We start from the raw sequence: 19,649 nt of genomic DNA, 5'->3' as shown, positions 1-19,649 counted from the left end.
AATGCTGCGAAGAGTGTTCTGTATCAGCATGCTTGCCGCGGCCCCGCTCATCGTCATCTGTGCCTGCCTGCCGCAGATCAAACAGGTGGAGGCCCTGCCCGCTCAACTGTTTGTCACTATCCCCTCTCACCATCCGCAGCCGGACCTTCGGGTCAGCAGCATCTACAACGCTGCAGACGGTTGGCGCCTGCGGATCGAGGTCGAGAATTTCGTGTTCACAGACCTTTGCGTCAGCGATGCCAAAGATCTTGCGCGGGGGCATGCCCATGTTCATCTTGGTGACAAAAAACTCGCTACTGCTTATCAGCCAGATGTCGTGCTCGGACATCTACCAACCGGGCGGCATCAGGTCACGGTGTCCCTTCGCGCACAGGATCATCGGGTTCTCGGGCGGCAAGAGGGCGGGGTGTTTGCCGCTACGGTCACGATTGACGCCCTCTGACGCGCAGCAAAACCGGCGCAGATGCAGCTGCGCCGGATTGTATCAGATCCCTATTGGCCGGTATCAGCGAGCCGTGGGCAACCGGTTTTGCAAGATCTGCACAACCTGCTCCGGATCGGGCAGCGAGTGATGTCCATGCTGAATCTTCAGCAGCGGATCATAGTTCTCACGCCAAACCGGTTCAAACACCTCATAGCCGTCTTCGCGCAGCTGGGAAACGTTGCGACGCACCGCCGGCTTCTCCCACATCGGACCACCCATGACAGGGAACAGCAACACTGGAAAGGTCGCCGCCAGAATTACTGTGGTCAGCCGGTTTTGCGAGGATCCATGCGCTATCGCAGACAGCGTGTTCGCCGTCGTGGGCAGAATGGCCAGAATATCGTGATCCGCAACAATGCGGCCCGGTTTATCGGTGGGCCAATCCTTGGGGTTATCACCGCTGATCACCCGATCCAGAAACAACGCAACCGCGTCCATATTCACGAATTTCGTTGCAGTCGGTGTAAACAACGCGGTGAGTTCACAGTCGATCTCGTTCTTGATCGCCCGCAGGTATAGCGGCAGCATGGTGGCATCCAGGGACCCCGTAACCCCAATCAGAATACGCGGCCGCGCAGCAGGGCCAATCGCAGTGTCAGTCATTGAAAATGTCCTGTTATCAGTTGGTTAATATAGTCTATTCAGCCGGTTGCTGAACCGTATCCTGTGCCCTGTGAGGTACGGCTCCCGTAGGCGGCGCAGCTTTATGTTCACTCACGTTGTCCTGAGGAACCGGCGGCCAACTCTTCATCACCAGTGTCAGCAGATCGAACCGCGCAACCACCGCACCGCAGGCATTCAGAACGCAGCAGTCCCAACGCACATCCCCAAAGGGGGCAGAGGCACGCGGTGTGATTTCCTTGCAGGTCACACGCACATGCAGGCAATCGCCGAAATACACCGGCGCGTGAAAGCGCAGATTATCGGAACCTATATTGGCCAGCACCGGACCCGGCGCAGGGTCAACCAACAGCCCGTTCGCAAAAGAGACCACCAATTGCCCATGCGCGACACGGTCGTCAAAAAACGGGTGCGTGCGCGCGGCTTCCTGGTCCATATGGGCGTAGAAAACATCTCCCGTAAAATGGGCGAACTGCTCCACATCCTGTTCGGTAATCTGTCGCGTTTCAGTGATGAGTTGATCCCCAATACGCAATGTTTCCAGAGATTTACGGAACGGGTGCCCGTTGTGCCTGGTCTCCGCTCCCTCGACCCATCGCCCTGTGAGCGCGGTCAGCAGCTGCGGCGGTGCGTGTATCTCCGTGCGCATCATATAGGCGGCGACAGCATGGCGAATGTCCTCTGCACCGCAGACCTGTGCGTGATGCGTCGCTGCGAACAGCCGCGGCACTGATGGATCCGGCGACAACTCCAAGGCCTGACGCGCCATATCACTTCCGCAAATACGGATCTGACCTTCCGCCGATGTCAGGCAGGCCGCTGCCTCCTGTGCCAGCGGACTATCGTTGGTGAAGACGTTTGAGTAGCGCGAGCAGGGCGCCAAATTGGCAAGCGCGATGGCGTCACATAGGCTGTCGTAGGCCATTACCGTCGCGACGGGTCCCTGAACAAAGGTATGGTGAACATCAGGCGTGTTGGCAGGCTGGGAGCAATGCAACAGCATCGGCGACAGAAAAGCCCCGCCCGTCTCAACAGGGGTAGAAATCGGTTCGGATAGGAGTTCTGCCCCATGACGCAATCCAGCCAATGCGTTCTGCACCGTCTCAAGATGCCCGCGTGAGACCAATGCCCCCATTTGGGTGGCCACATCATCCGGCATTCCAACGATGGTCTCCCCCAATGTCGTGACCAGATCAGCGAGGACTTCGGCCTCGCGGTGGCGGGGCAGAAGAATACGGCGCACTGCATGACGCCGCTGGCCGGCCCTCAGGATCAATTCACTGCGGATCTCCCGCAAGAAAAACTGATACTCTTGGCTGCCGGGCACCACATCGCTGCCGAGGATGGCTGCAGACAGACCCGTTTCGCAGGATTGCAACCGCACCAGACCAGCAGCCACCACCGGGTGCTGCCGTAATTTCTGGGCCGCGCTGCGGGACCCGGCAAAGCTGATTGCATCTCCGGCGGACAGGCTGTCCAGAATCTCCAGCGGCGGGCTGTATACCAATTGCAAGGCCCCGGTGGGCAGGATCTGGCTGTCGTGGATTAGCTTCACCAGGCGCTCGCTCACACAGGCAGTGACCGGGTCGGGACACACAATACATGGCACGCCAGCGATGAGTGCGGGCGCAATTTGCTCCAGCATCCCCAAAACCGGATTATCCAGCCCAGTCATATGCACCGCAACACCGGACAGCGGGGCGAGGATCTGCTGGCGGCCGGTGGTGCTGCCCGGCCCGATACCATCCTCAACGTGCAGGACTGGCGCATTGGGCAGTGATTTCAACGCCTGCCCCGCCAGCGCCGACAGACGTGCAATACCGCCGTCCACGTCCAGTGCGCAGTCATGCCGTGTCGCACCAATGGTCAGGCTTTCACGATAAAGTGCAGCGCGATTGTCCTTCAGAACGCGTGCAACATCCCGCAGCTGCTGTGCACGATCCTGAAACCCCAATGCCCGCAGTGCAGGCCCGCCAACCGCTCGAGCGAAATCAACAGCCTGGGTCCCGTCATCGCGACCGTAGGCAAGTACAGCATTGGGGTGATCGGTTGCCGCATCAGCAAACATCTGCGTCTGTGCGCCACAGTGATCCCAACGCCCTGCAATCAAACTTTGAAGAAAACGGGGTCGTTTTACATGATCGGTCACTTCAAAGCCCTCTTGTTGATCAATCGCCGGATGATGCGGTGTCCTGATAACCGGGGCCTTGTACGGCGACCTAACGCGCCAGAAGGTTCCAGTCATTTCGCTGCTAGGGTTCATGCAAAGCGCACGTTACATCCAATCGAAACTTTGAAATCTGCGCCTCAGGATTTCTGAGGCTGCCGGGCGCATAGACCATCAGACATCGCTGATGCCCGACCTCAAGATTTTCGATGTGCAATTTTGACGTGCCGCTGCGAGCTTGCCTGCGGATGGAGGGCGCGCCGCGTGTCGGCTCACCCAGTTTGAACGTATCGCTCTGAATAAGGGGACAATGTCATGACCCGTGCCACATTGCCACAAAATCTGAGACAAGCTTCCTTTGGCAGTACTCAACGCAAGGCTCGGCATATCTGTGTAGCGGGTGTTTCCGGACTGGCAGGCGCACATATCACCCGCGCCGCCCTCGCGTCGGGGTGGTCTGTCACCGGCACATTGCGGGACGCGACAGATACCTCAAAAACAGTTCCGCTCATGGCTTTACCCGGCGCTCGCGACAGGCTCCGCCTGGTGTCCGCAGACACCGCCCATCCTGAAAGTTTTACCAACGCACTGAAGGGTCGCGATGCTTTGGTCATTGCCTGCTTGCCATCCATTCGGACCGCCCCCGACGGGACCCCTGCAAACGATCTGGATCCGCGCGCCGGGATGGCGCATTGCGTAACCCCCGCCAAAACAGCCTGCCGAAACCTGATCACAGCGGCGGATCGCAATGGGATTGGTGATATCGTGCTCCTGTCGAGCACCGCCTCAGCAGACCCAAACCTGCCCCCCGCGATCAAGAATGAACTGCAGCACCATTCTGACCTTGAGCACCAGATTGAACATGGGAAATTCATCGCGGCCCAGAAAACCGCGATGGAGATTGCCGCGACACGTCTGGCACAGGACCGTGACTTGCGTCTGGTTATTTTGCTCTCGGGTATGATCCTTGGCCCTGGGCTACTGCCCTGCCATGATCAGGGTCATGTGCTGGGCCATCTTCATGACATGGCCGTCAAGGGGCGCCCCTGGCATCGCAATATGCCCAATGGGTCAATGTCGCTGATCCATCCAGTAGATCTTGCAAGTCTATGTCTGGCGGCTCTGCAAAAACCTGAAGCGGAAGGCCGCTATTTTGCCGTTGCGAAAAGCTGGCAGTGGTCTGATATATATAATGAAATATCTAATTTCGCACCCAAAGACGCCTTGCCCACCGCTGTCCCCAAGGGGACAATCCCCGCAGCAACCACTGCGTTTGATTTCACCAGACGGGACAGCCTTGCACTGCCGCGCAACGGGTTGCCGGAGATGGTTGCCGACTTTTATCACTGGCTGGATGATCGCGCCGAACCGAAGCTGAACGGTCTGCAAATCAGCGCTGAACCGGTCGGCGCAGTGGTCAGGTAATAGGCTTATCTGGACAGGTCAGCCAGCAGTGCAGCACTTGGGAAGCAGGTCGCCCGCCGTCCGGTTGCCTCCTGCCAGCGTCCGATCGAACGCCGCGTTTTGAAACCCGCAAGCCCATCTGCGCCGCCAACATCATGGCCGCGCCGTTCCAGACCGCGCTGCATGGTGGCCACATCAGACCGCAGCATGCTGTCCACCCGGCCCCAAGCGCCCCGGAAGTCCTGCACGCCAAACTGGATGCGATCCCCGACATGCCCGACAAACAACGCATAAAGATCGCTCTTGTTGTAGTCCTTCAGCACATAGAAATTTGGTGTCACCAAAAACGCAGGCCCGTTGCGCCCTGCCGGCATCATCAGATAGGCCACGCCGTCCCGTTCATGCGCCGGAAAGGCTCGGCCCGAACTGCGGCGGATGCCGCGGGCTTCCCACTCGCGAATGCTCAGTCCTTGATCCGGTCCCTCCAAAGAACAGGATACCGACGCGGGCACAGAAACCTCAAACCCCCAGTCGCGGGTCTTGTCCCAGCCGTGTTGCGCCAGATACCCCCCGATTGAGGCGATCGTATCCGCTTCCGATCGCCAGATATCGGCGCGCCCGTCCCCATCGCCGTCTTCGGCAAACTTGAGGAAACTGGACGGCATGAACTGTGGCTGCCCCAGTGCGCCCGCCCAACTGCTCCGCATAACCTGTTCAGGCGCATGTCCGGCCTCAGCTATTTGCAACGCGGCAATCAATTCCTGGCGAAAATAGTCAGCGCGGCGGCTCATAAAGCCCTTGGTGCCCAGAACTTCAAAGACATTGTGAGGGATCTTTACCTGACCATAGCCGCTTTCGCGGCCCCAGATCGCCAGAATAATCCGCCCCGGCACGCCTGTGCGACGTTCGGTTTGCCGCAGGGCGGTCGCGTGCCGCTTCGCCATCCGCCTCCCCATGGAGGTTGCCCCGTCAACAGAACCGCGGTTGAAATATCGTCCGGGCGCGCCAAATTCCGCCTGACGCTGACGGCGGGGCGAGGCCGTTTTGCTGCCGGGCGGCACCAGATCCGGCAGGTCCCAGTTCAAGCTCACTCTGGAGAAGGCCGCGTCAAATGTCGGGCGCCGCACCCCGGCCGCCCGCGCCTCGGGCCAAATCTCCTTCACCAACCACTGCTGAAACTGCCTTTCAACCTGTGCGCGATCCACGGCCAACGCAGGCTCATATGGCAGCGCCAAGAGGATCAACAGCAGAGATAGTAAACGAAACAGCATCTCAGACACTCCGTTCGGTGATAACTAGGAATCGGCACGCACCACGTTTGCGGCCCCGCAACAAGACACCGCCCTACCAGACTGATTTCATCCGGCGGAGACCGGAATTTCAAGGCTGACTTTCTTGCGCCCCATCACCACGGAAGTTCGGAAACGGCGCACATTTGAGTCCTCGAAAAACAGCCGTTTGGTCAACTCTTCAAAGGCCTCCATATCCGACGCGGTGCAGATCAAACAGAAATCCGCCTCGCCCGTCAGATAGTAACACTGCTGGACCATCGGTTCGGAACCAGCCCGGCGAGTGAAGGCGTCAATCTGGTCCAACCGCTCCCGCTCCAACTCCACCATCACCACAAATGTCATTGGCATACCGACCTTAGCCGGGTCGACCAATGCAATTTCATCCGTGATCACCTTGCGCTCGCGCAGCGATTTCAGACGCCGCTGTACCGAGGCCGCAGACAACCCAGCCTGAGTCGCCATCGCTTCAAGCCCGAGCCGCGTGTTGCGCTGCAGAAGAGTCAGGAGCGTCACATCCGCCTTATCGAGTCTTTCGCCCACAGAACCTCACCAGTATGCAATATTTTTTCGCATGTGGCCTAATATTGACCAGAACACAGCAATACTCTTGCCTAGACTGTCGGAATGAACAAGATCAATGTCACGCTCGACCCCGCGAAACCACAGCAGATGCTGCAGGCCTGCCCCGCGTATCGCCCCTCACCACTGGCCTTGCATGAGGTGGTTGGCCACCAGGTCTGGATCAAGGATGAAACCGATCGGATGGGCCTTGGCGCCTTCAAGGCGATGGGGGGTGTCTACGCCGTCGCCGAATTGCTGATGCGTGAAACCGGGCTGACGGAAAATGATCTCACCAGTGACGCCGGGCGGGCGGCGGCATCACATGTGACCTTCGTCTGTGCGAGTGCAGGGAACCATGGCATGGCCGTTGCCGCCGGAGCGCGGCTTTTTGGGGCGGCTTGCAGGATCCATCTCGCCGATACCGTCCCTAAGGATTTTGTCCAGCGGCTGCGCGCCAAGGGCTCAGAGGTCGTCCGCTCCGGTGCCACCTATGAGGAGAGCATCGCCGCCGCCATCAAGGACGCTGAGGAAAGCGGCGCTGTTCACCTAGCCGATGGGTCCTGGCCCGGCTACACGGAGCCCCCTCGTCTGGTGATGGAAGGCTACACGGTGATCGCGCAGGAAATGCGCGACAGTTTCGCAAGCTCGGGCCAATGGCCGACCCATGTCTATCTGCAGGCTGGTGTCGGTGGGCTGGCTGGTGCGATGGCCTATATGATCCGCACCAATTGGGCGGTTCAGCCCGAAATCATCGTGGTTGAACCCGACGCCGCGCCTTGCCTTCAGCATAGTGCACGCGCGGGTGAAATGGTGACAGTAGACGGCCCGGTCTCCAATATGGGGCGTCTGGATTGCAAGACACCCTCACTGCTCGCCTACGAAATACTGTCCAAGGCAGCCAACCGATACGTGACCATCTCTGATACAGCGGCGCTCAGAGGAGTCGAGGTCTCAGCCACGCTCGGGATTGCCAGCACCCCATCCGGCGCTGCCGGGTTGGCGGCTTTGGTACAGGATCTGGAGGCGGGCACATCTCCTGACATGCGGCCACTGGTGATCCTCTCAGAGGGGGGCGTTGACGATGCCTGAGCTGGATCTCGTCGCCTTTCGGCGTGATTTACACGCGCATCCGGAAACAGGTTTTGACCTCGCGCGTACCGCAGATGCCATTGCTAAAGAGCTGGAACAGGCCGGGCTGACGGTGACCCGCGGAATTGGTGGTACGGGGCTCTTGGCCACCCTGACCCGGGGTCAGTCTACCGCCGGGGTCGCGCTGCGCGCCGATATGGACGCGCTGCCGATTGAGGAAGCCACCAACCTCCCCTATCGCTCCCGCCATCCCGGCCGGTTCCATGGCTGCGGTCACGATGGGCACAGCACCATGCTTCTGGGGGCTGCCCTGCGTCTGGCGCAGGATCCAGATTTCAATCAAACCGTTCATTTTCTCTTTCAACCGGATGAAGAAAACGGCACGGGCGCTGCGGCGATGATTGCCGATGGACTGTTTGATCGCTTTGATATCACCCGGATTTATGGCCTTCACAATATGCCGGGGATGCCGCTTGGTCACTTCGCGACTGAGACCGGCGCTTTCTGTGCCTTTGAGGATAATTTCGAGATCCGCATCACAGGGCGGGGCGGCCATGCCTCCATGCCGGAGAAAGCCATTGACCCAATCGTGACAGGCGCTGCGATCGTCACCCAACTACAGACAATCACATCGCGCTCGGTGTCAGCACGGGATCATTGCGTCGTTTCAATAACGGATTTCGAAACCGATGGTGCGCGCAACATACTGGCTACCAACGTATTTATTTCCGGAGACTGTCGGGGATTTGAGGCCCATGTCTCCAACACGATCGAACAGCGTATGCGCGACATCGCCAGTGGCATCTGTGCCGCACAAGGCGCCCGCTGCGAGGTGTCCTATTCAACATCATTCCAACCATTGGTAAATGACGCGGGTGCAACCACATTGGCCGTTGCTGCAGCAGAATCCGCTGGCAGCATTGATGCGCAGTACGGGCGTGTGGGGTTTTCAGAGGATTTTGCGGCCTTCCTGCAGCACCGGCCGGGCGCATTTGTCTTGATGGGCAATGGCACTGACGGCGCCCATGCTATGCCGCTGCACAATCCAGGGTATGATTTCAACGACAGCGCCATCGAACATGGCATTGCGTACTGGTGCGCCTTGGCCAGATCAGGCTGATCTGTCGGCCTGTTCGCGGGCAAATGGCAGAGTGAACTGCACCCGCATACCATTGGAGCCATCCACCTCAGTGGTGCCTGCATATTTTCCGACCATGCTGCGGATCATACGCCAGCCGAGAGAACCTGACCGCTCAGGCCGGGCATCCCCCTCGGCCAGGCCGCGCCCGTCATCCGCGATCACCAGTCGCAATGCATCATCCTGTTCGGTCAGCTCAACCAGAATATTTCCCTGCTCACGCCCGACAAAGGCGTGCTTGTAGGCGTTTGTCAGCAGCTCACCCGTAATAAGGCCCAGATCAATCGCCATAGAGCTGGGGATTTCAATGTCGTCACCACGTACCGACACCGTCACGTTGAGACTGTCGGAGTTGAAAGCCCCCTCCGCATTGGACGCGACCTCCTGCAGGAAAGGCACTGCCTGCAGATGATCGACCCGCGCAGAACGCTGCAATTGTTCGTGCACGCGGATCACCGATTGGACCCGCGCCTCCAGGTCCGACAACACCGAGACGGTTTCCGGTGCCTCGGCCCCTCTCCGGCTCATCCGGATCAGCGCGCCGATCAGCGCCAGGTTATTGCCCGTCCGATGATGAACCTCTTTCATCAGGAGATCCCGTTCCGTCAACGCCTCAAGCAGCACCCGGTTCTGTTCTGCAAGTTCAGCAACAGGATCGGCATCGCGGATCTTGCTGATAGCATCAGTCGCGGCCTGAACAGAGGCGATCATCTCATCGCTTTTTACCGGGCTCAGGAACAGAAGTTCGATTTCCGTGCCCTCTGGCCCGCTGCGTATCGCGTGATGATCCGAAAGGCGTGACAGCCCACGTAACCCTAGCCCCAACCCCGGACCCGTCCCACCTCTGCGTCCCCGCAGTATGTCCTCGAGCCCCTCAACACCCGGCCCCTGATCCGTGATAATGGCACGCAGAGCCACCTTCTTCCCATGCTCCTGCAAGCTCAACCGAGCCCGCCCCACTGCAGCATGCTGTTGGGCATTTCGAGCCGCTTCAAGTAGCGCCGTTACCGCCCGCGTCTGCGAAAATGTCCCGAATTGCAATGATTTGGTGATCGCCATCGCGATGAATCGTAGCCTCAGAACATCCTGTTCTGTATCAATCTTCAATGTAATCAAGGCGGTGGACACGGAATTATATCTCTTTCGCAATTTTTATGACGGCAAGACTGGCGTCATCGCGTCCCCTGAAATTCTCGGCCATAAGTTTTCCTGCAATTAACAGTGCCGAACGCATCAGCAGAGCGGGCTTCTCGTGAAGGTCACGCAACGTGAGAAGCCCATCACTGTGCAAAATCACCGTATCGCCAGGCTGGAGACTGATCTCATCTGAAAATGGAGAACGCACTCCTCCTCCGAGATGGCCATCTCGCGTCGCAAATCGCTTTGTCTCGCCGAGCCGTGCGCGGATCGTAGCGATATTGCCAACCGAGGCATAAGATAAGCGCCGCCCATCCGAAGCCACCGCGACACAGGCCGCAACAGCTCCGCGAGTATCAGCGATATCATCCGAAATATCTGCCAAGGCCGCGGCAGGGGTGCGCCCCCGCATTTGCCCAAAGGCCTTAAGAACCCGTTCTGCAGCGTCGGCCGCCCGATGACCATGGCCAAGCCCGTCGCAGAGGATCAGATCCAGTCTGCCACCCGAGGCGGTGTTGGATGCCACACAGGTCATATCCCAAGCATCACCACAGCGGGTTTCCCCAGGGTGCGTCACTAAAAGACCCGCGACGTCCACTGCGGCTGGCCGGTATGGGCGTAGCTGGAATTCACAGGCAACGACTGTGCCTTCATCACGGTTTGAATAGATGTCGAACTGGTCCGACAACCGTTGCATCGCACCCAGACCCAGCCCCGCCGAACCTTCGCTGCTGCTCCCGTCCCGCATCATTTTGTCGAGTGTATCAATCCCCGGACCCTGATCGACGACGACCATCGCCAAACGCGGACCACCGATGCCGGGCATTTGTTGCAACAGGCAACGGCCCCGTTTGGCATATCGCAGAACATTGGTCGCCGCCTCGCTGACAACGATGGCGATCTCTTCGGTCCGGGGACGCGAAAACCCCGCGGCCTGCGCAAGCTGGCGCGCGTTTCGGCGACAGACGGAGATGTCGCTGGGATCTGAAAGGGGCAACCAATGGGTCATATCCGGGCCATCATTGTTACGCGTGTTCCTTTGCCTTCTTCGGTCTCAACGTCCAATGCATCGCTCAGCCGTCTCGCACCACCAAGGCCACGCCCCATGCTGCCCGCAGTGCTGAATCCATCGCTGAACGCTGCGTCCAGATCCGCAATCCCGGGCCCATTGTCGACACAGACCACACTGATCGCGGACGGTTCACTGTGCATATAGATACGCGCTTCGCCTCCGCCACCATGCATCACCACATTTCTGGCGATTTCACTGACTGCAGTGACAAACCGGGTTTTTTGAACAGTACGCGCTCCGCGGTGATCCATTTCGCGACCGGCAACTCGGCGCACCTGAATGACGTCGCGATCCCCAATCAGCGCGTAAATACCGATCAGAACGCCATCAGTGGGTATCATCCCCGGCTCTCGCCGCGCAGATCGCGCAACGCGTGTGTCAGGCTGAGCGCCGTTTTGCTCTCAGGCAAATCCATGCCCAATTCCACCAGAGTCATTGCCACCGCCGGACGCATGCCAACCACGTATGTCTGGGCATCCAATAGCTTGGACATACTGGCCAGCTGCGCCAAGATACGGCCCACAAAAGTGTCGACAATTTCCAACGCACTGATGTCCATGACCACCGCGCGCGCAGCTTCGTCCATCACACGCTCGGAGAGAGCCTCCTGCAAATCCAAGATATCAGTGTCGGAAATGTCTTCTTGAATTGCAACCAACAGAACGCCTTCGACAAAGTAGATGGCCGACGCGCTGGACATGTCAGCGATCCTTCTTTCTGGTAATCTCATACCCTACACGGTTCAGCGCATCCGCCAGCCCACTGCGGATGGTAGACCGGGTCGTTACTTCCCCAACATCCACGCCCAATTGCACCATAGTCTGCGCAATGGTCGGGCTGATACCACTGATAATACATTGCGCGCCCATCAAGCGCACAGCTGCAGCCATCCGCAGCATATGCTGGGCCACCTGGGTGTCCACGGTCTGCACGCCGGTCAAGTCGACGATAACCACCTCTGCCTGACGGCGCAGAATGGTTTCCAACAGGTTTTCCATCACCTCTTGCGCGCGTGCTGAGTCCATCGTGCCGATGAGGGGCAGGGTCAGTACCTTGTCCCACAGTTCAACCACCGGTGTGGACAGCTCCTGCATCTGGTCACGCTGCTGTTCGATAATGCGGTCCCGTTCGGCGATAAAGACCTCCGTACAGTAAACCGCAAAGGCATCGATCACCCGACTGAAGAACCAGATCTCCTCAACCAGGTTGGTCGGGTATTTTGCCAGTTTGTCTTTGAGACGATAGAACACCGGCGCCTTCAGCGCCAACACAAAGGACGCCATATCGCTGGGGCTTACACCACGCGAACTGCGCTCCTTAGTGACATCGACCAACACGCTGCGCAACTCCGCCCAGGCGTCGCTCGACAGATCGAACCGGTCGCCGGTAGCACCTTTCTCGATGCCGACGATCAATGCGCGCACCAGCACGCTTGTTTGCTCGCGGCCTTCTTTGTGGCTGAAAAGATCCGTCCGCTGCACGCCTTCGTCGCTCTGGGTAGAAATCCAGGCGTCGATGATCTCCTCGAAATCATTCTGCAAAATCGTGAGCACAGTTTCAGTGGCGGTTTCGGACATCTCTACCTCATTTCGGCTGGAGATCCGACGTAGGGTGCGCCGGAGTGCTCTGTGGAGTGAGTGTTTTGATAGCGCTCTGCAGCCCCGAGTGTAAACAGAGAGTTTTAATACATGGATAGAGAGGTGGAAATTTTCCTTCGTTCTTGCAAGGATAGGGTGCAATGGCCGTATCGCGACAGTATCCGCGCATTTCGGTTGCTCACTTGGAAAGGTCAACGATGTCCGCATCACAGACTGCTACCATGGTCGCCTACGACAGTTTTCTACTTCGGTGCTGCCTCGCCGTCGCACTGGGCCTGCTGATCGGTCTCGACCGCGAAATCAAAAAGAAGCCACTGGGCGCACGCGCCTACATGTTGATTTGCCTTGGGTGCGCTGCTCTGACAATGCTAACCCTCAATATTGCCGCTGCGACGCAGAACGGGACTGCCGCCGTCGATCCATCCCGGACAATACAGGGTATTGTGGGTGGAATCGGGTTCTTGGGTGCCGGGGCGATCATGTCTACAACCGAAACCGGCAGGCTGCGGGGGGTTGGCAGCGGTGCGGCCATTTGGGTCGTCGGCGTGGTTGGCATTGCTGTGGGATTTGGCTTCCTAGCTGAAGCGACCACGGTGTCGGTGCTGGCATTTTTGATCCTCGCCATCGTTGATTGGGCACAACAACACAAGCCAGATCTCGACAAGGGCCGGGACGCGTCTGATGGCGGCGATTGACTCACCTACGTAACTCGAGCGGCAATTCACCAGCGCTGCGACAGCAGCGATTGCATCTGCCCCTCTGCGTCATATCTTGGACCCAGCAACAAGGAGCATCGCACATGACCACGGAACCCAGCGGCCAGCACTCAGATCGTGCAACCGGATCCGCCACCGGGTTGAGTCGGAGCGAAGCTCGCGCCGCGCAGAACGCCCGCGATCTGGAGGACCACCTCAGCTGGCTTGATAGCATCACAGGCACTGCGCTTGGCGTCCTGGCCGTCGCTTCGGGGATCTACACCTATCTTGGCGTCTCATCTCTTTTGGATGACACCGGCGCATTCTCGGTGATTGCAGCCTTGGCCTATTCGGTGGCCGTATCCGTCGGAATTTTTGTATTCTGGTCTTATATGATGCGCCTTGTGCCAACCGTACGGACAGCCGCTGCGCGTATCGGTCTTGTGCTGTCGATGGCGCTAGGCTCGGTTGCGATTATCGCAATGTCATCCTGGCTAAATGCCGCAGCCTTGGCAGGAGCCGCAGCTGTTGAGCAACATCTGGCCGTGACTGTACAGGATTATCAGACCGCATTGGAACGGGCAGATGAAATCACCCAGAGCGGCCAGAGCCTGGCGCGGGATGTGGCGCGGGTGCGCCAAACCTTTGTTGATCTCTCCGAACAGGAGGCGACCGGTCAATTATCCGGTTTCGCCGGTCAGGGCGCAGTATTCCGATTGCTACGCCAGAAATCGGATGAGTTGGCGGCGCTGGAAACGCAGATCACCAGCCAGCAACCCTTGGTAGAGGCAGCCTTCGATGAGGGCAACGCCATCCTGTCACGCATGCGGGCGCTCACAGTCGAACAAGGTCCGGTCGCCCAGCGGTCAGTCCTCTTTTCAGAAGAGGCTGTGCGCCTTGCCAATGTCATCACCCAGCTGCGCCAACTGTCGGTCGCCCCACTGGTCCAAAGGGCCGCGCGCGACCTTTCCGACAGTGTCGTTACACCAGAACTGGACGGTTCTGATGCGGCCACCCGACAGGGGCAGCAGGCCACAATCGACAGCGTTCGCCGTGTTCTGGCGCAACGCGCAGATGGGCTTGGCGCTGCGGCCAGCGCGGTTCTGAGCATGACCCCGCCACGTGATACCACCTACACTCCTGTCTCTGCTGCGGATGCCGTTATTCTCTACGCGGGTAATTTCGTACCCTCTTGGGCAGGCGCCATTGCGATTGACCTCCTGCCGGCGGTGCTGGTGTTGATTGTCGCCATTACTCAAGCGGCAATCCGTGCCGGCCGTGAAGGGGCCGCCACCGAGGACACAATGACGCTAGCAGAGCTGCGCGCCGCCGTGGCCGCCATCCGGGACATTGACACGTCTCTGGAACGCGCGGGCCCCTTCGCCGCAACCCCGCCCGCACCCGGGAGTCAGCCGCCGGATATCGCCAGTCTGGACAATAAACGCCGTGCCGATTGATCGCGACGACCCCCAGCCGATAGCTGTCGCGCGCCGTCGAAAAAGGCCAGATACCTGGCGCGTGTTGCGATGGGTATTTGCGGCGCAACTCGGGTTTGCGGCTGTCCTGCTCGGAACGGATCTTGCAAAGCTTATCCCGCAACTGGCTTGGCCCTCTACCGCCCCGGAGCTGACAGCACCAATTGGTCCTGGCGATCAGACCAGGCGATACACTCCCACACAGCTGCCAGATCGCCCGCCTTCCCCTGGCAGCCGACCATTGCCCAGCACTGAGAATATGCCCGACAGGCTGACCTTCGCCACACCTCAGTGGCAGGGCGAAACCGTGTTGACCCTGACTGGCCGGATCGCCGAGGGCGACGCGACGCGCTTTAACGACTATCTGGAGACGCTGGAAACCCTGCCGTCACGAGCCTACCTCAACAGCCCGGGCGGCTCCGTCTCTGACGCTTTGACCATTGGTCGCGCCCTGCGCGCACGAGATATGAACACTGTGATGAGTGCCAGTGACATCTGCCTGTCCGCGTGCCCCTATATTTTGGCCGCCGGGGTCAGCAGAATTGCAGATGCAGACGCCATGATCGGCGTACATCAGCATTATTTCGGCCAAAATACGGTGCTGCCCGCCTTTGTCGCCGTAGAGCAGATCCAGCGCGGTCAGGGTGAGGTCATGAGCTATCTTCAGGAAATGGGCGTTGATCCGCTGATGATGCAACCTGCGCTGATGACCCCATCCGATGAAATCTACCTCCTGACGCCCGCCGAGCGGAGCACCTATCGCCTCACCACCACGGACGGTGATCCAGAGTAGGCGCGCTGACGCCTCTCCGTCATGACAGGCGAATAATCGCCAGCCAAAGCCTTGCAGCACCGCAGTGATCCGATAGGATTGTAGTGACAAAAACAAATGGCAGGCAGGCAGATGAGCATTTCACGACGCAGCTTCGGATTCGGACTGATGGCGCTTGGCCTCGGGGCCTGCAGCGAAGGGGCAACCAACACATCGACACTGCCCTCTGTCGGCGGGCTACCGGCCGATCTGCGCCCGGTGCCCAACGCGGCCTATGATGCTTGGGTTGCCGGGTTTCGCCAACGCGCAAGCGCCGCCGGGATCAGCAACGGCACTCTCAATGCCGCGTTTCGTGGCGCAGGCTACCTGCCGGGTGTGATCAAACGCGACCGCAACCAGACAGAGTTCAAACGCAGCCTTGAGGATTACCTCTCTATTGCCGCTTCCGACGAACGCGTCAGCAAAGGGCGCGCGGCCTATGCCCGCCATCGCGGCACTCTCAACGCGCTTGAGCAGACCTATGGTGTTGATGCCGAAACCATCACTGCGATCTGGGGTCTTGAGAGCTTTTTCGGAGAGCGTCGGGGCGACGTGCCGGTCATCTCCGCCACATCAACCCTCGCTTTTGACGGTCGGCGGGGCGCCTTTTTTGAGAAACAGCTGATAGCTGCCCTTAGAATCCTGCAGAATGGCGATATCTCCGCCGCACGCATGACAGGCAGCTGGGCTGGTGCGATGGGGCATACCCAGTTCATCCCCACGTCCTATCAGGCCTTTGCCGTTGATTTTACCGGCGATGGTCGTCGCGATATCTGGTCCGAAGATCCCAGCGACGCTCTCGCCTCAACCGCCGCCTATCTGGCTCGCAACGGCTGGACCCGCGGGCTGCGCTGGGGTCAAGAGGTGAGCGGAACAGCCGCCCCCGGCGGAACACTCATTCAACCCCAGGCAGGCGGTCCGAAGTTTGCCGTCACGAGCAATTTCCGCGCCATCAAGCGCTATAACAACTCTGACGCCTATGCGATCGGGGTTGGCCATCTCGCGGATCGTATCGGTGGGGCCGGCCCCCTGCGCAGCAGCTTTCCACCAGACGCAAATGGGCTGACCAAGGATGATCGTATCCTGCTGCAGAAACGCCTGACCGCGAAGGGCTTTGACACTGGCGGTGCTGATGGCGTTATCGGACCAAACAGCGAAAACGCCATCCGCGCCTATCAGCAAAGCCGTGGCCTGCCTGCCACCGGGACTCCATCGCAAGCCCTGCTCGGCGCATTGGGCTAAGCAAGCACCGAAATCAAGCTCGCCGGGTCTACGTGACCAACGTCAGCGGTAGACACATGCGCGGTGCCTTTGGCGCCTTGAACTGGGACGTGCGCACCTCATATAGTGAACGTACGTTCATTCATTTTGGAATCATTATGACCTCCACACCCGCACCCCGTCTGCAAGGCCTGGACCTTGCACGCTATTTCGCATTTGTCGGAATGGTCATTGTCAACTTCAAGATCGCCATGGGGGCCGAGGGCGGCACGGGTGTTGTGGCGTTTCTCAGCACCGCTCTTGAAGGACGCGCGGCCGCATGTTTTGTCGTTCTGGCCGGGATTGGGCTGGGCCTTGCGTCAGACCGGTCAACCGGAAGCATCGCTGCAACGACGGTACGGCGCGCTGCTTTCCTGATGGGCCTCGGGATGATCAACATGCTGATCTTTGACGCTGATATCCTGCATTACTATGCCGTCTATTTCATGTGCGCGGCTGTCCTGCTGAGAGCGTCGACACGGGTGCTTGCATCCCTCACAACCATACTGATCCTGATATTTCCAGTGATGCTATTGATCTTCAACTACGACAGCGGCTGGGATTGGGAGCTTTATACCTATGCAGACCTCTGGACGATAACGGGGTTTTTGCGCCATCTTCTGTTCAATGGCTGGCACCCTGTTGTACCCTGGCTTGCATTTCTTCTTGCCGGTATCGTCTTGTCTCGAATGCCATTGCAGAGCCGAAGATTTCAGATCGGCCTTATCCTCGTCGGCGCGGTGATTTACACGGTGACCGAAGCAACCAGCGCAATCGCGGTTCAAAGTCTTCAGCAGATTGATCCTGAACTGGCAGACTTGGCGACAACACTGCCAATCCCGCCAATGCCGTTCTACATGATCGCCGGGCTCTCCGCCGCCGCTATCGTGATCGGTGGATGCCTGGTGTTCACGCCGACGCTGCAACGGCTCGGCGTCGTGCAGGCATTGGCCCCCGCGGGCCGCCAGACCCTGACGCTTTATATTGCGCATATTCTCATCGGCATGGGTATTCTGGAAGAAATGAACATGTTGGAAGGTCAGACGCCTGAGACGGCCGTCTCGGCAGCCCTCCTGTTCTGCATCTGTGCGACCGGGTATGCGTGGCTCTGGTCACGATTTGCCAAAACCGGCCCGATCGAAATGGCCATGCGCAAGCTGGCGGGGTGACGGTTCGTATTCTGCGCGGTACCAGATAGACACACATCCCGCGCACCTGTGGCTGCAAGAAGGATGAGGATCTTAGTACAATCCTCATCACTAGAAACGACTTTGATTAGACCCAGTCAGGTCTTGGCCAAGGCATCAACCAGTTCAAATTTGGTCATGTCCGAGCGGCCGGGAATATCGCGATCCTGTGCGTGTTGGTACAATTCGGATTTGGTTTTTGCATTCAGAGCGGCCTCACTGCCCTTGGCACGACCATTGTCATCGGTTGATTGACGGATCGCCTTCAGCAGATCTTCCTTGGACATCTCAGATCGCCCGTCGATCTCCAAATCCTGCGCCCGCTCGTACAGCATATCATAGGTCGGGCCGCTCTCCTTCATCTGCGCAACTTTGTCTTGGACGTCGTCAGGCTGATCGGAAAACTGCTCACTGCCATCCTGCGTATCGCTCTGTTTTTTCGCGGTTGAGCGCTGGTATTCATCTTCGGTCAGAACCATCCGGACGTCCTTGGGCAGGTAGCGCTCGCCGGTATCGCTACTTTTGGCGCCAGATTTTGTGCCCCAATCCTCTTCACTCCATTGGTTGAGGTCGGTCTCGCCCTGATCGGGGCCGTCATCTGCATAGGTCCCGCCGCGTCGCTTGTACATCTGCACAGCCAGCTGGGCCTTTCGGGCGGACCATTCGCCCGGCTCACCGCCCTTATCGCTTTGCGTGATCTCTTCCTTGACCTCCTGCCAAAGCTCAGGGTCATTCTTCTTGGCTGTTGTCATCAATCGCTCCTCCTGATGCTGTTGCAATCAGCAATCCGCCCGACCAGGAAAAGCGTCCGCCACCCTCGCCCCACCGACCATGCAGGTTTGATGAGAAACGCGCCAAGCGGCTTTCCGTTCCCCGACCTGAGAAGATCCATTTCACGTCGAGATAAACGTAACCTCGCCGCGATCAATCTCTGCCGCTGTCAGACGGCCGGTGGCGAATGCGCCAGTATCCAATGCGATCCGCCCCTCGGCGACGGTCGGCTCGTTCACGATCCAGTGGCCGTGCACGACCCAGATACCATCCTCACGACGTAGGCGGCGCGTATCAGGGTGGCCCCATACCAGCGCCTGCCGAAACTGAGCCGTCAATGGTGCCTCGGGATCGGCACCGGCATGGGCCATGAAGACGTTGCCAGATTGGCAGCAGGCCGGCAGGGTCTCCAGCCACGCAATCATCTCGGCACCCATCACCGCGCGCAGCGTCTGCGCCGCGCTCTCAAGGTCAGCTGCAGAGGATTGTTCCGAAACCCCACCCACACCAAAGCTCGCCAGCGTCTGCAATCCGCCATTGCGCAGCCAGATCTCCGCGTTCGGGATTGGGTCCGCCAGAAAATCCAGCAGCATCGCCTCATGATTGCCGGTCAGGGCTACAATATCAGGCCGTGCCATCAGCCGCCGCAAAACCTTCGCGCTCTGCTCTCCCCGGTCGATATAGTCGCCAAGACAAACCACCGGCAGCTCAGGATTAAGTTGCCCCAGAAGTTTGGCCAGCAGGTCATCACAGCCATGGATATCTCCGATCACGTAAAAGCGCAGCTCTGGGTTGAGAGCTACGAAATCTTGCGATTTTCCCTGAACTCCGGTAATTAACTTTTTGAACATAATCGCTGCTCCCTGGGGGCCTGACGCTGTTTCAAC

At 59.0% G+C, this 19,649-nt stretch carries 20 protein-coding genes; 9 read left to right on the top strand and 11 right to left on the bottom strand.

Annotated features, from left to right (window positions below):
• The first annotated feature begins 1 nt into the window (after position 1).
• Entirely contained in the window at positions 2-442 is a 441-nt protein-coding gene (locus OO25_RS20210) for a hypothetical protein (protein ID WP_040182430.1), read from the top strand.
• Positions 443-505: 63 nt separating this feature from the next.
• Here the strand turns inward: OO25_RS20210 and OO25_RS20205 are convergent, their stop codons facing one another.
• Both OO25_RS20205 and paaZ read right to left on the bottom strand, forming a co-directional pair.
• Complete coding sequence (locus tag OO25_RS20205) at positions 506-1,087, bottom strand: flavoprotein (protein WP_040169813.1); 582 nt, start codon at positions 1,085-1,087, stop codon at positions 506-508.
• A gap of 34 nt (positions 1,088-1,121) precedes the next feature.
• Positions 1,122-3,254 carry a phenylacetic acid degradation bifunctional protein PaaZ gene (gene paaZ / locus OO25_RS20200; RefSeq protein WP_040182514.1) on the bottom strand — a complete coding sequence of 711 codons (2,133 nt, stop codon included), beginning with the start codon at positions 3,252-3,254 and terminating at the stop codon, positions 1,122-1,124.
• A 333-nt stretch (positions 3,255-3,587) separates the two neighbouring features.
• Here paaZ and OO25_RS20195 point away from each other — a divergent pair, with 333 nt between their 5' ends.
• Positions 3,588-4,697, top strand: a complete 1,110-nt coding sequence (locus OO25_RS20195; protein ID WP_040182429.1) for an NAD-dependent epimerase/dehydratase family protein — start codon at positions 3,588-3,590, stop codon at positions 4,695-4,697.
• A 5-nt stretch (positions 4,698-4,702) separates the two neighbouring features.
• On the opposite strand, the gene OO25_RS20190 is transcribed toward OO25_RS20195, so the two are convergent.
• Positions 4,703-5,947 carry a lytic murein transglycosylase gene (locus OO25_RS20190; RefSeq protein WP_040182428.1) on the bottom strand — a complete coding sequence of 415 codons (1,245 nt, stop codon included), beginning with the start codon at positions 5,945-5,947 and terminating at the stop codon, positions 4,703-4,705.
• 87 nt (positions 5,948-6,034) lie between these two features.
• Positions 6,035-6,508, bottom strand: coding sequence for an Lrp/AsnC family transcriptional regulator (locus tag OO25_RS20185; RefSeq protein ID WP_040169807.1), 474 nt, complete (start codon positions 6,506-6,508; stop codon positions 6,035-6,037).
• A gap of 84 nt (positions 6,509-6,592) precedes the next feature.
• Here OO25_RS20185 and OO25_RS20180 point away from each other — a divergent pair, with 84 nt between their 5' ends.
• Together OO25_RS20180 and OO25_RS20175 are read left to right on the top strand one after the other, a co-directional pair.
• A complete protein-coding gene (locus OO25_RS20180; RefSeq protein WP_040182427.1) occupies positions 6,593-7,618 on the top strand; it encodes a pyridoxal-phosphate dependent enzyme in 1,026 nt (341 codons plus the stop codon).
• The gene (locus OO25_RS20175; protein WP_040182426.1) at positions 7,611-8,738 is read left to right on the top strand and encodes an amidohydrolase; all 1,128 of its coding nucleotides are present in this window, start codon (positions 7,611-7,613) and stop codon (positions 8,736-8,738) included. Before OO25_RS20180 ends, OO25_RS20175 begins: the two co-directional genes overlap by 8 nt.
• On the opposite strand, the gene OO25_RS20170 is transcribed toward OO25_RS20175, so the two are convergent.
• The 5 genes from OO25_RS20170 to OO25_RS20150 are packed head-to-tail and all read right to left on the bottom strand — an operon-like array spanning position 8,730 to position 12,542.
• Positions 8,730-9,884: a sensor histidine kinase gene (locus OO25_RS20170; RefSeq protein WP_242407085.1), complete on the bottom strand. Its 1,155-nt coding sequence runs from the start codon at positions 9,882-9,884 to the stop codon at positions 8,730-8,732. The genes OO25_RS20175 and OO25_RS20170 overlap by 9 nt on opposite strands.
• A gap of 4 nt (positions 9,885-9,888) precedes the next feature.
• Positions 9,889-10,902 (bottom strand): ATP-binding protein, encoded by a 1,014-nt coding sequence (locus OO25_RS20165; RefSeq protein ID WP_040169802.1) that lies wholly within the window; start codon positions 10,900-10,902, stop codon positions 9,889-9,891.
• Positions 10,899-11,306, bottom strand: a complete 408-nt coding sequence (locus OO25_RS20160) for an ATP-binding protein (RefSeq protein ID WP_040169799.1) — start codon at positions 11,304-11,306, stop codon at positions 10,899-10,901. The genes OO25_RS20165 and OO25_RS20160 overlap by 4 nt, the downstream gene beginning before the upstream one ends.
• Positions 11,303-11,665, bottom strand: coding sequence for an STAS domain-containing protein (locus OO25_RS20155; RefSeq protein ID WP_040169797.1), 363 nt, complete (start codon positions 11,663-11,665; stop codon positions 11,303-11,305). Before OO25_RS20155 ends, OO25_RS20160 begins: the two co-directional genes overlap by 4 nt.
• A 1-nt stretch (position 11,666) precedes the next feature.
• A complete protein-coding gene (locus tag OO25_RS20150) occupies positions 11,667-12,542 on the bottom strand; it encodes an STAS domain-containing protein (protein ID WP_040182425.1) in 876 nt (291 codons plus the stop codon).
• 242 nt (positions 12,543-12,784) lie between these two features.
• Here OO25_RS20150 and OO25_RS20145 point away from each other — a divergent pair, with 242 nt between their 5' ends.
• The 5 genes from OO25_RS20145 to OO25_RS20125 all read left to right on the top strand — a co-directional run bounded on the left by OO25_RS20145 (position 12,785) and on the right by OO25_RS20125 (position 17,973).
• A complete protein-coding gene (locus OO25_RS20145) occupies positions 12,785-13,258 on the top strand; it encodes an MgtC/SapB family protein (RefSeq protein WP_241770517.1) in 474 nt (157 codons plus the stop codon).
• Positions 13,259-13,362: 104 nt separating this feature from the next.
• Positions 13,363-14,715: a hypothetical protein gene (locus OO25_RS20140; RefSeq protein WP_052465734.1), complete on the top strand. Its 1,353-nt coding sequence runs from the start codon at positions 13,363-13,365 to the stop codon at positions 14,713-14,715.
• Positions 14,716-14,992: 277 nt separating this feature from the next.
• Positions 14,993-15,526 carry an ATP-dependent Clp protease proteolytic subunit gene (locus tag OO25_RS23295; protein WP_242407084.1) on the top strand — a complete coding sequence of 178 codons (534 nt, stop codon included), beginning with the start codon at positions 14,993-14,995 and terminating at the stop codon, positions 15,524-15,526.
• A 111-nt stretch (positions 15,527-15,637) separates the two neighbouring features.
• Entirely contained in the window at positions 15,638-16,786 is a 1,149-nt protein-coding gene (locus OO25_RS20130) for a lytic murein transglycosylase (protein WP_040182507.1), read from the top strand.
• A gap of 137 nt (positions 16,787-16,923) precedes the next feature.
• On the top strand, positions 16,924-17,973 hold the full coding sequence (locus OO25_RS20125; RefSeq protein ID WP_040182505.1) for a DUF418 domain-containing protein: 1,050 nt from the start codon (positions 16,924-16,926) through the stop codon (positions 17,971-17,973).
• Positions 17,974-18,089: 116 nt separating this feature from the next.
• On the opposite strand, the gene OO25_RS20120 is transcribed toward OO25_RS20125, so the two are convergent.
• Together OO25_RS20120 and OO25_RS20115 are read right to left on the bottom strand one after the other, a co-directional pair.
• Entirely contained in the window at positions 18,090-18,743 is a 654-nt protein-coding gene (locus tag OO25_RS20120; RefSeq protein WP_040182424.1) for a Rho termination factor N-terminal domain-containing protein, read from the bottom strand.
• A 141-nt stretch (positions 18,744-18,884) separates the two neighbouring features.
• Positions 18,885-19,613 (bottom strand): metallophosphoesterase, encoded by a 729-nt coding sequence (locus OO25_RS20115; protein WP_040182423.1) that lies wholly within the window; start codon positions 19,611-19,613, stop codon positions 18,885-18,887.
• Positions 19,614-19,649: the final 36 nt, after the last annotated feature.

This window comes from Phaeobacter sp. S60 (assembly GCF_000826845.1).
Taxonomy (GTDB): Bacteria; Pseudomonadota; Alphaproteobacteria; order Rhodobacterales; family Rhodobacteraceae; genus Phaeobacter; species Phaeobacter piscinae.
The sequence above is the reverse complement of the archived record's forward strand: the minus strand, read 5'-3'. Positions and strand labels throughout refer to the sequence as shown.

Bases quoted from the DNA above. Each gene is read 5' to 3' on its own strand.
- OO25_RS20160 (WP_040169799.1), bottom strand. From the start codon at position 11,306: ATGATACCCACTGATGGCGTTCTGATCGGTATTTACGCGCTGATTGGG.
- OO25_RS20165 (WP_040169802.1), bottom strand. From the start codon at position 10,902: ATGACCCATTGGTTGCCCCTTTCAGATCCCAGCGACATCTCCGTCTGT.
- OO25_RS20140 (WP_052465734.1), top strand. From the start codon at position 13,363: ATGACCACGGAACCCAGCGGCCAGCACTCAGATCGTGCAACCGGATCC.
- OO25_RS20195 (WP_040182429.1), top strand. From the start codon at position 3,588: ATGACCCGTGCCACATTGCCACAAAATCTGAGACAAGCTTCCTTTGGC.
- OO25_RS20125 (WP_040182505.1), top strand. From the start codon at position 16,924: ATGACCTCCACACCCGCACCCCGTCTGCAAGGCCTGGACCTTGCACGC.
- OO25_RS20155 (WP_040169797.1), bottom strand. From the start codon at position 11,665: ATGTCCAGCGCGTCGGCCATCTACTTTGTCGAAGGCGTTCTGTTGGTT.
- OO25_RS20145 (WP_241770517.1), top strand. From the start codon at position 12,785: ATGGTCGCCTACGACAGTTTTCTACTTCGGTGCTGCCTCGCCGTCGCA.
- OO25_RS20130 (WP_040182507.1), top strand. From the start codon at position 15,638: ATGAGCATTTCACGACGCAGCTTCGGATTCGGACTGATGGCGCTTGGC.
- OO25_RS20210 (WP_040182430.1), top strand. From the start codon at position 2: ATGCTGCGAAGAGTGTTCTGTATCAGCATGCTTGCCGCGGCCCCGCTC.
- OO25_RS20150 (WP_040182425.1), bottom strand. From the start codon at position 12,542: ATGTCCGAAACCGCCACTGAAACTGTGCTCACGATTTTGCAGAATGAT.
- OO25_RS20120 (WP_040182424.1), bottom strand. From the start codon at position 18,743: ATGACAACAGCCAAGAAGAATGACCCTGAGCTTTGGCAGGAGGTCAAG.
- OO25_RS20175 (WP_040182426.1), top strand. From the start codon at position 7,611: ATGCCTGAGCTGGATCTCGTCGCCTTTCGGCGTGATTTACACGCGCAT.
- OO25_RS20180 (WP_040182427.1), top strand. From the start codon at position 6,593: ATGAACAAGATCAATGTCACGCTCGACCCCGCGAAACCACAGCAGATG.
- OO25_RS23295 (WP_242407084.1), top strand. From the start codon at position 14,993: ATGCCCGACAGGCTGACCTTCGCCACACCTCAGTGGCAGGGCGAAACC.
- OO25_RS20115 (WP_040182423.1), bottom strand. From the start codon at position 19,613: ATGTTCAAAAAGTTAATTACCGGAGTTCAGGGAAAATCGCAAGATTTC.
- OO25_RS20190 (WP_040182428.1), bottom strand. From the start codon at position 5,947: ATGCTGTTTCGTTTACTATCTCTGCTGTTGATCCTCTTGGCGCTGCCA.
- OO25_RS20205 (WP_040169813.1), bottom strand. From the start codon at position 1,087: ATGACTGACACTGCGATTGGCCCTGCTGCGCGGCCGCGTATTCTGATT.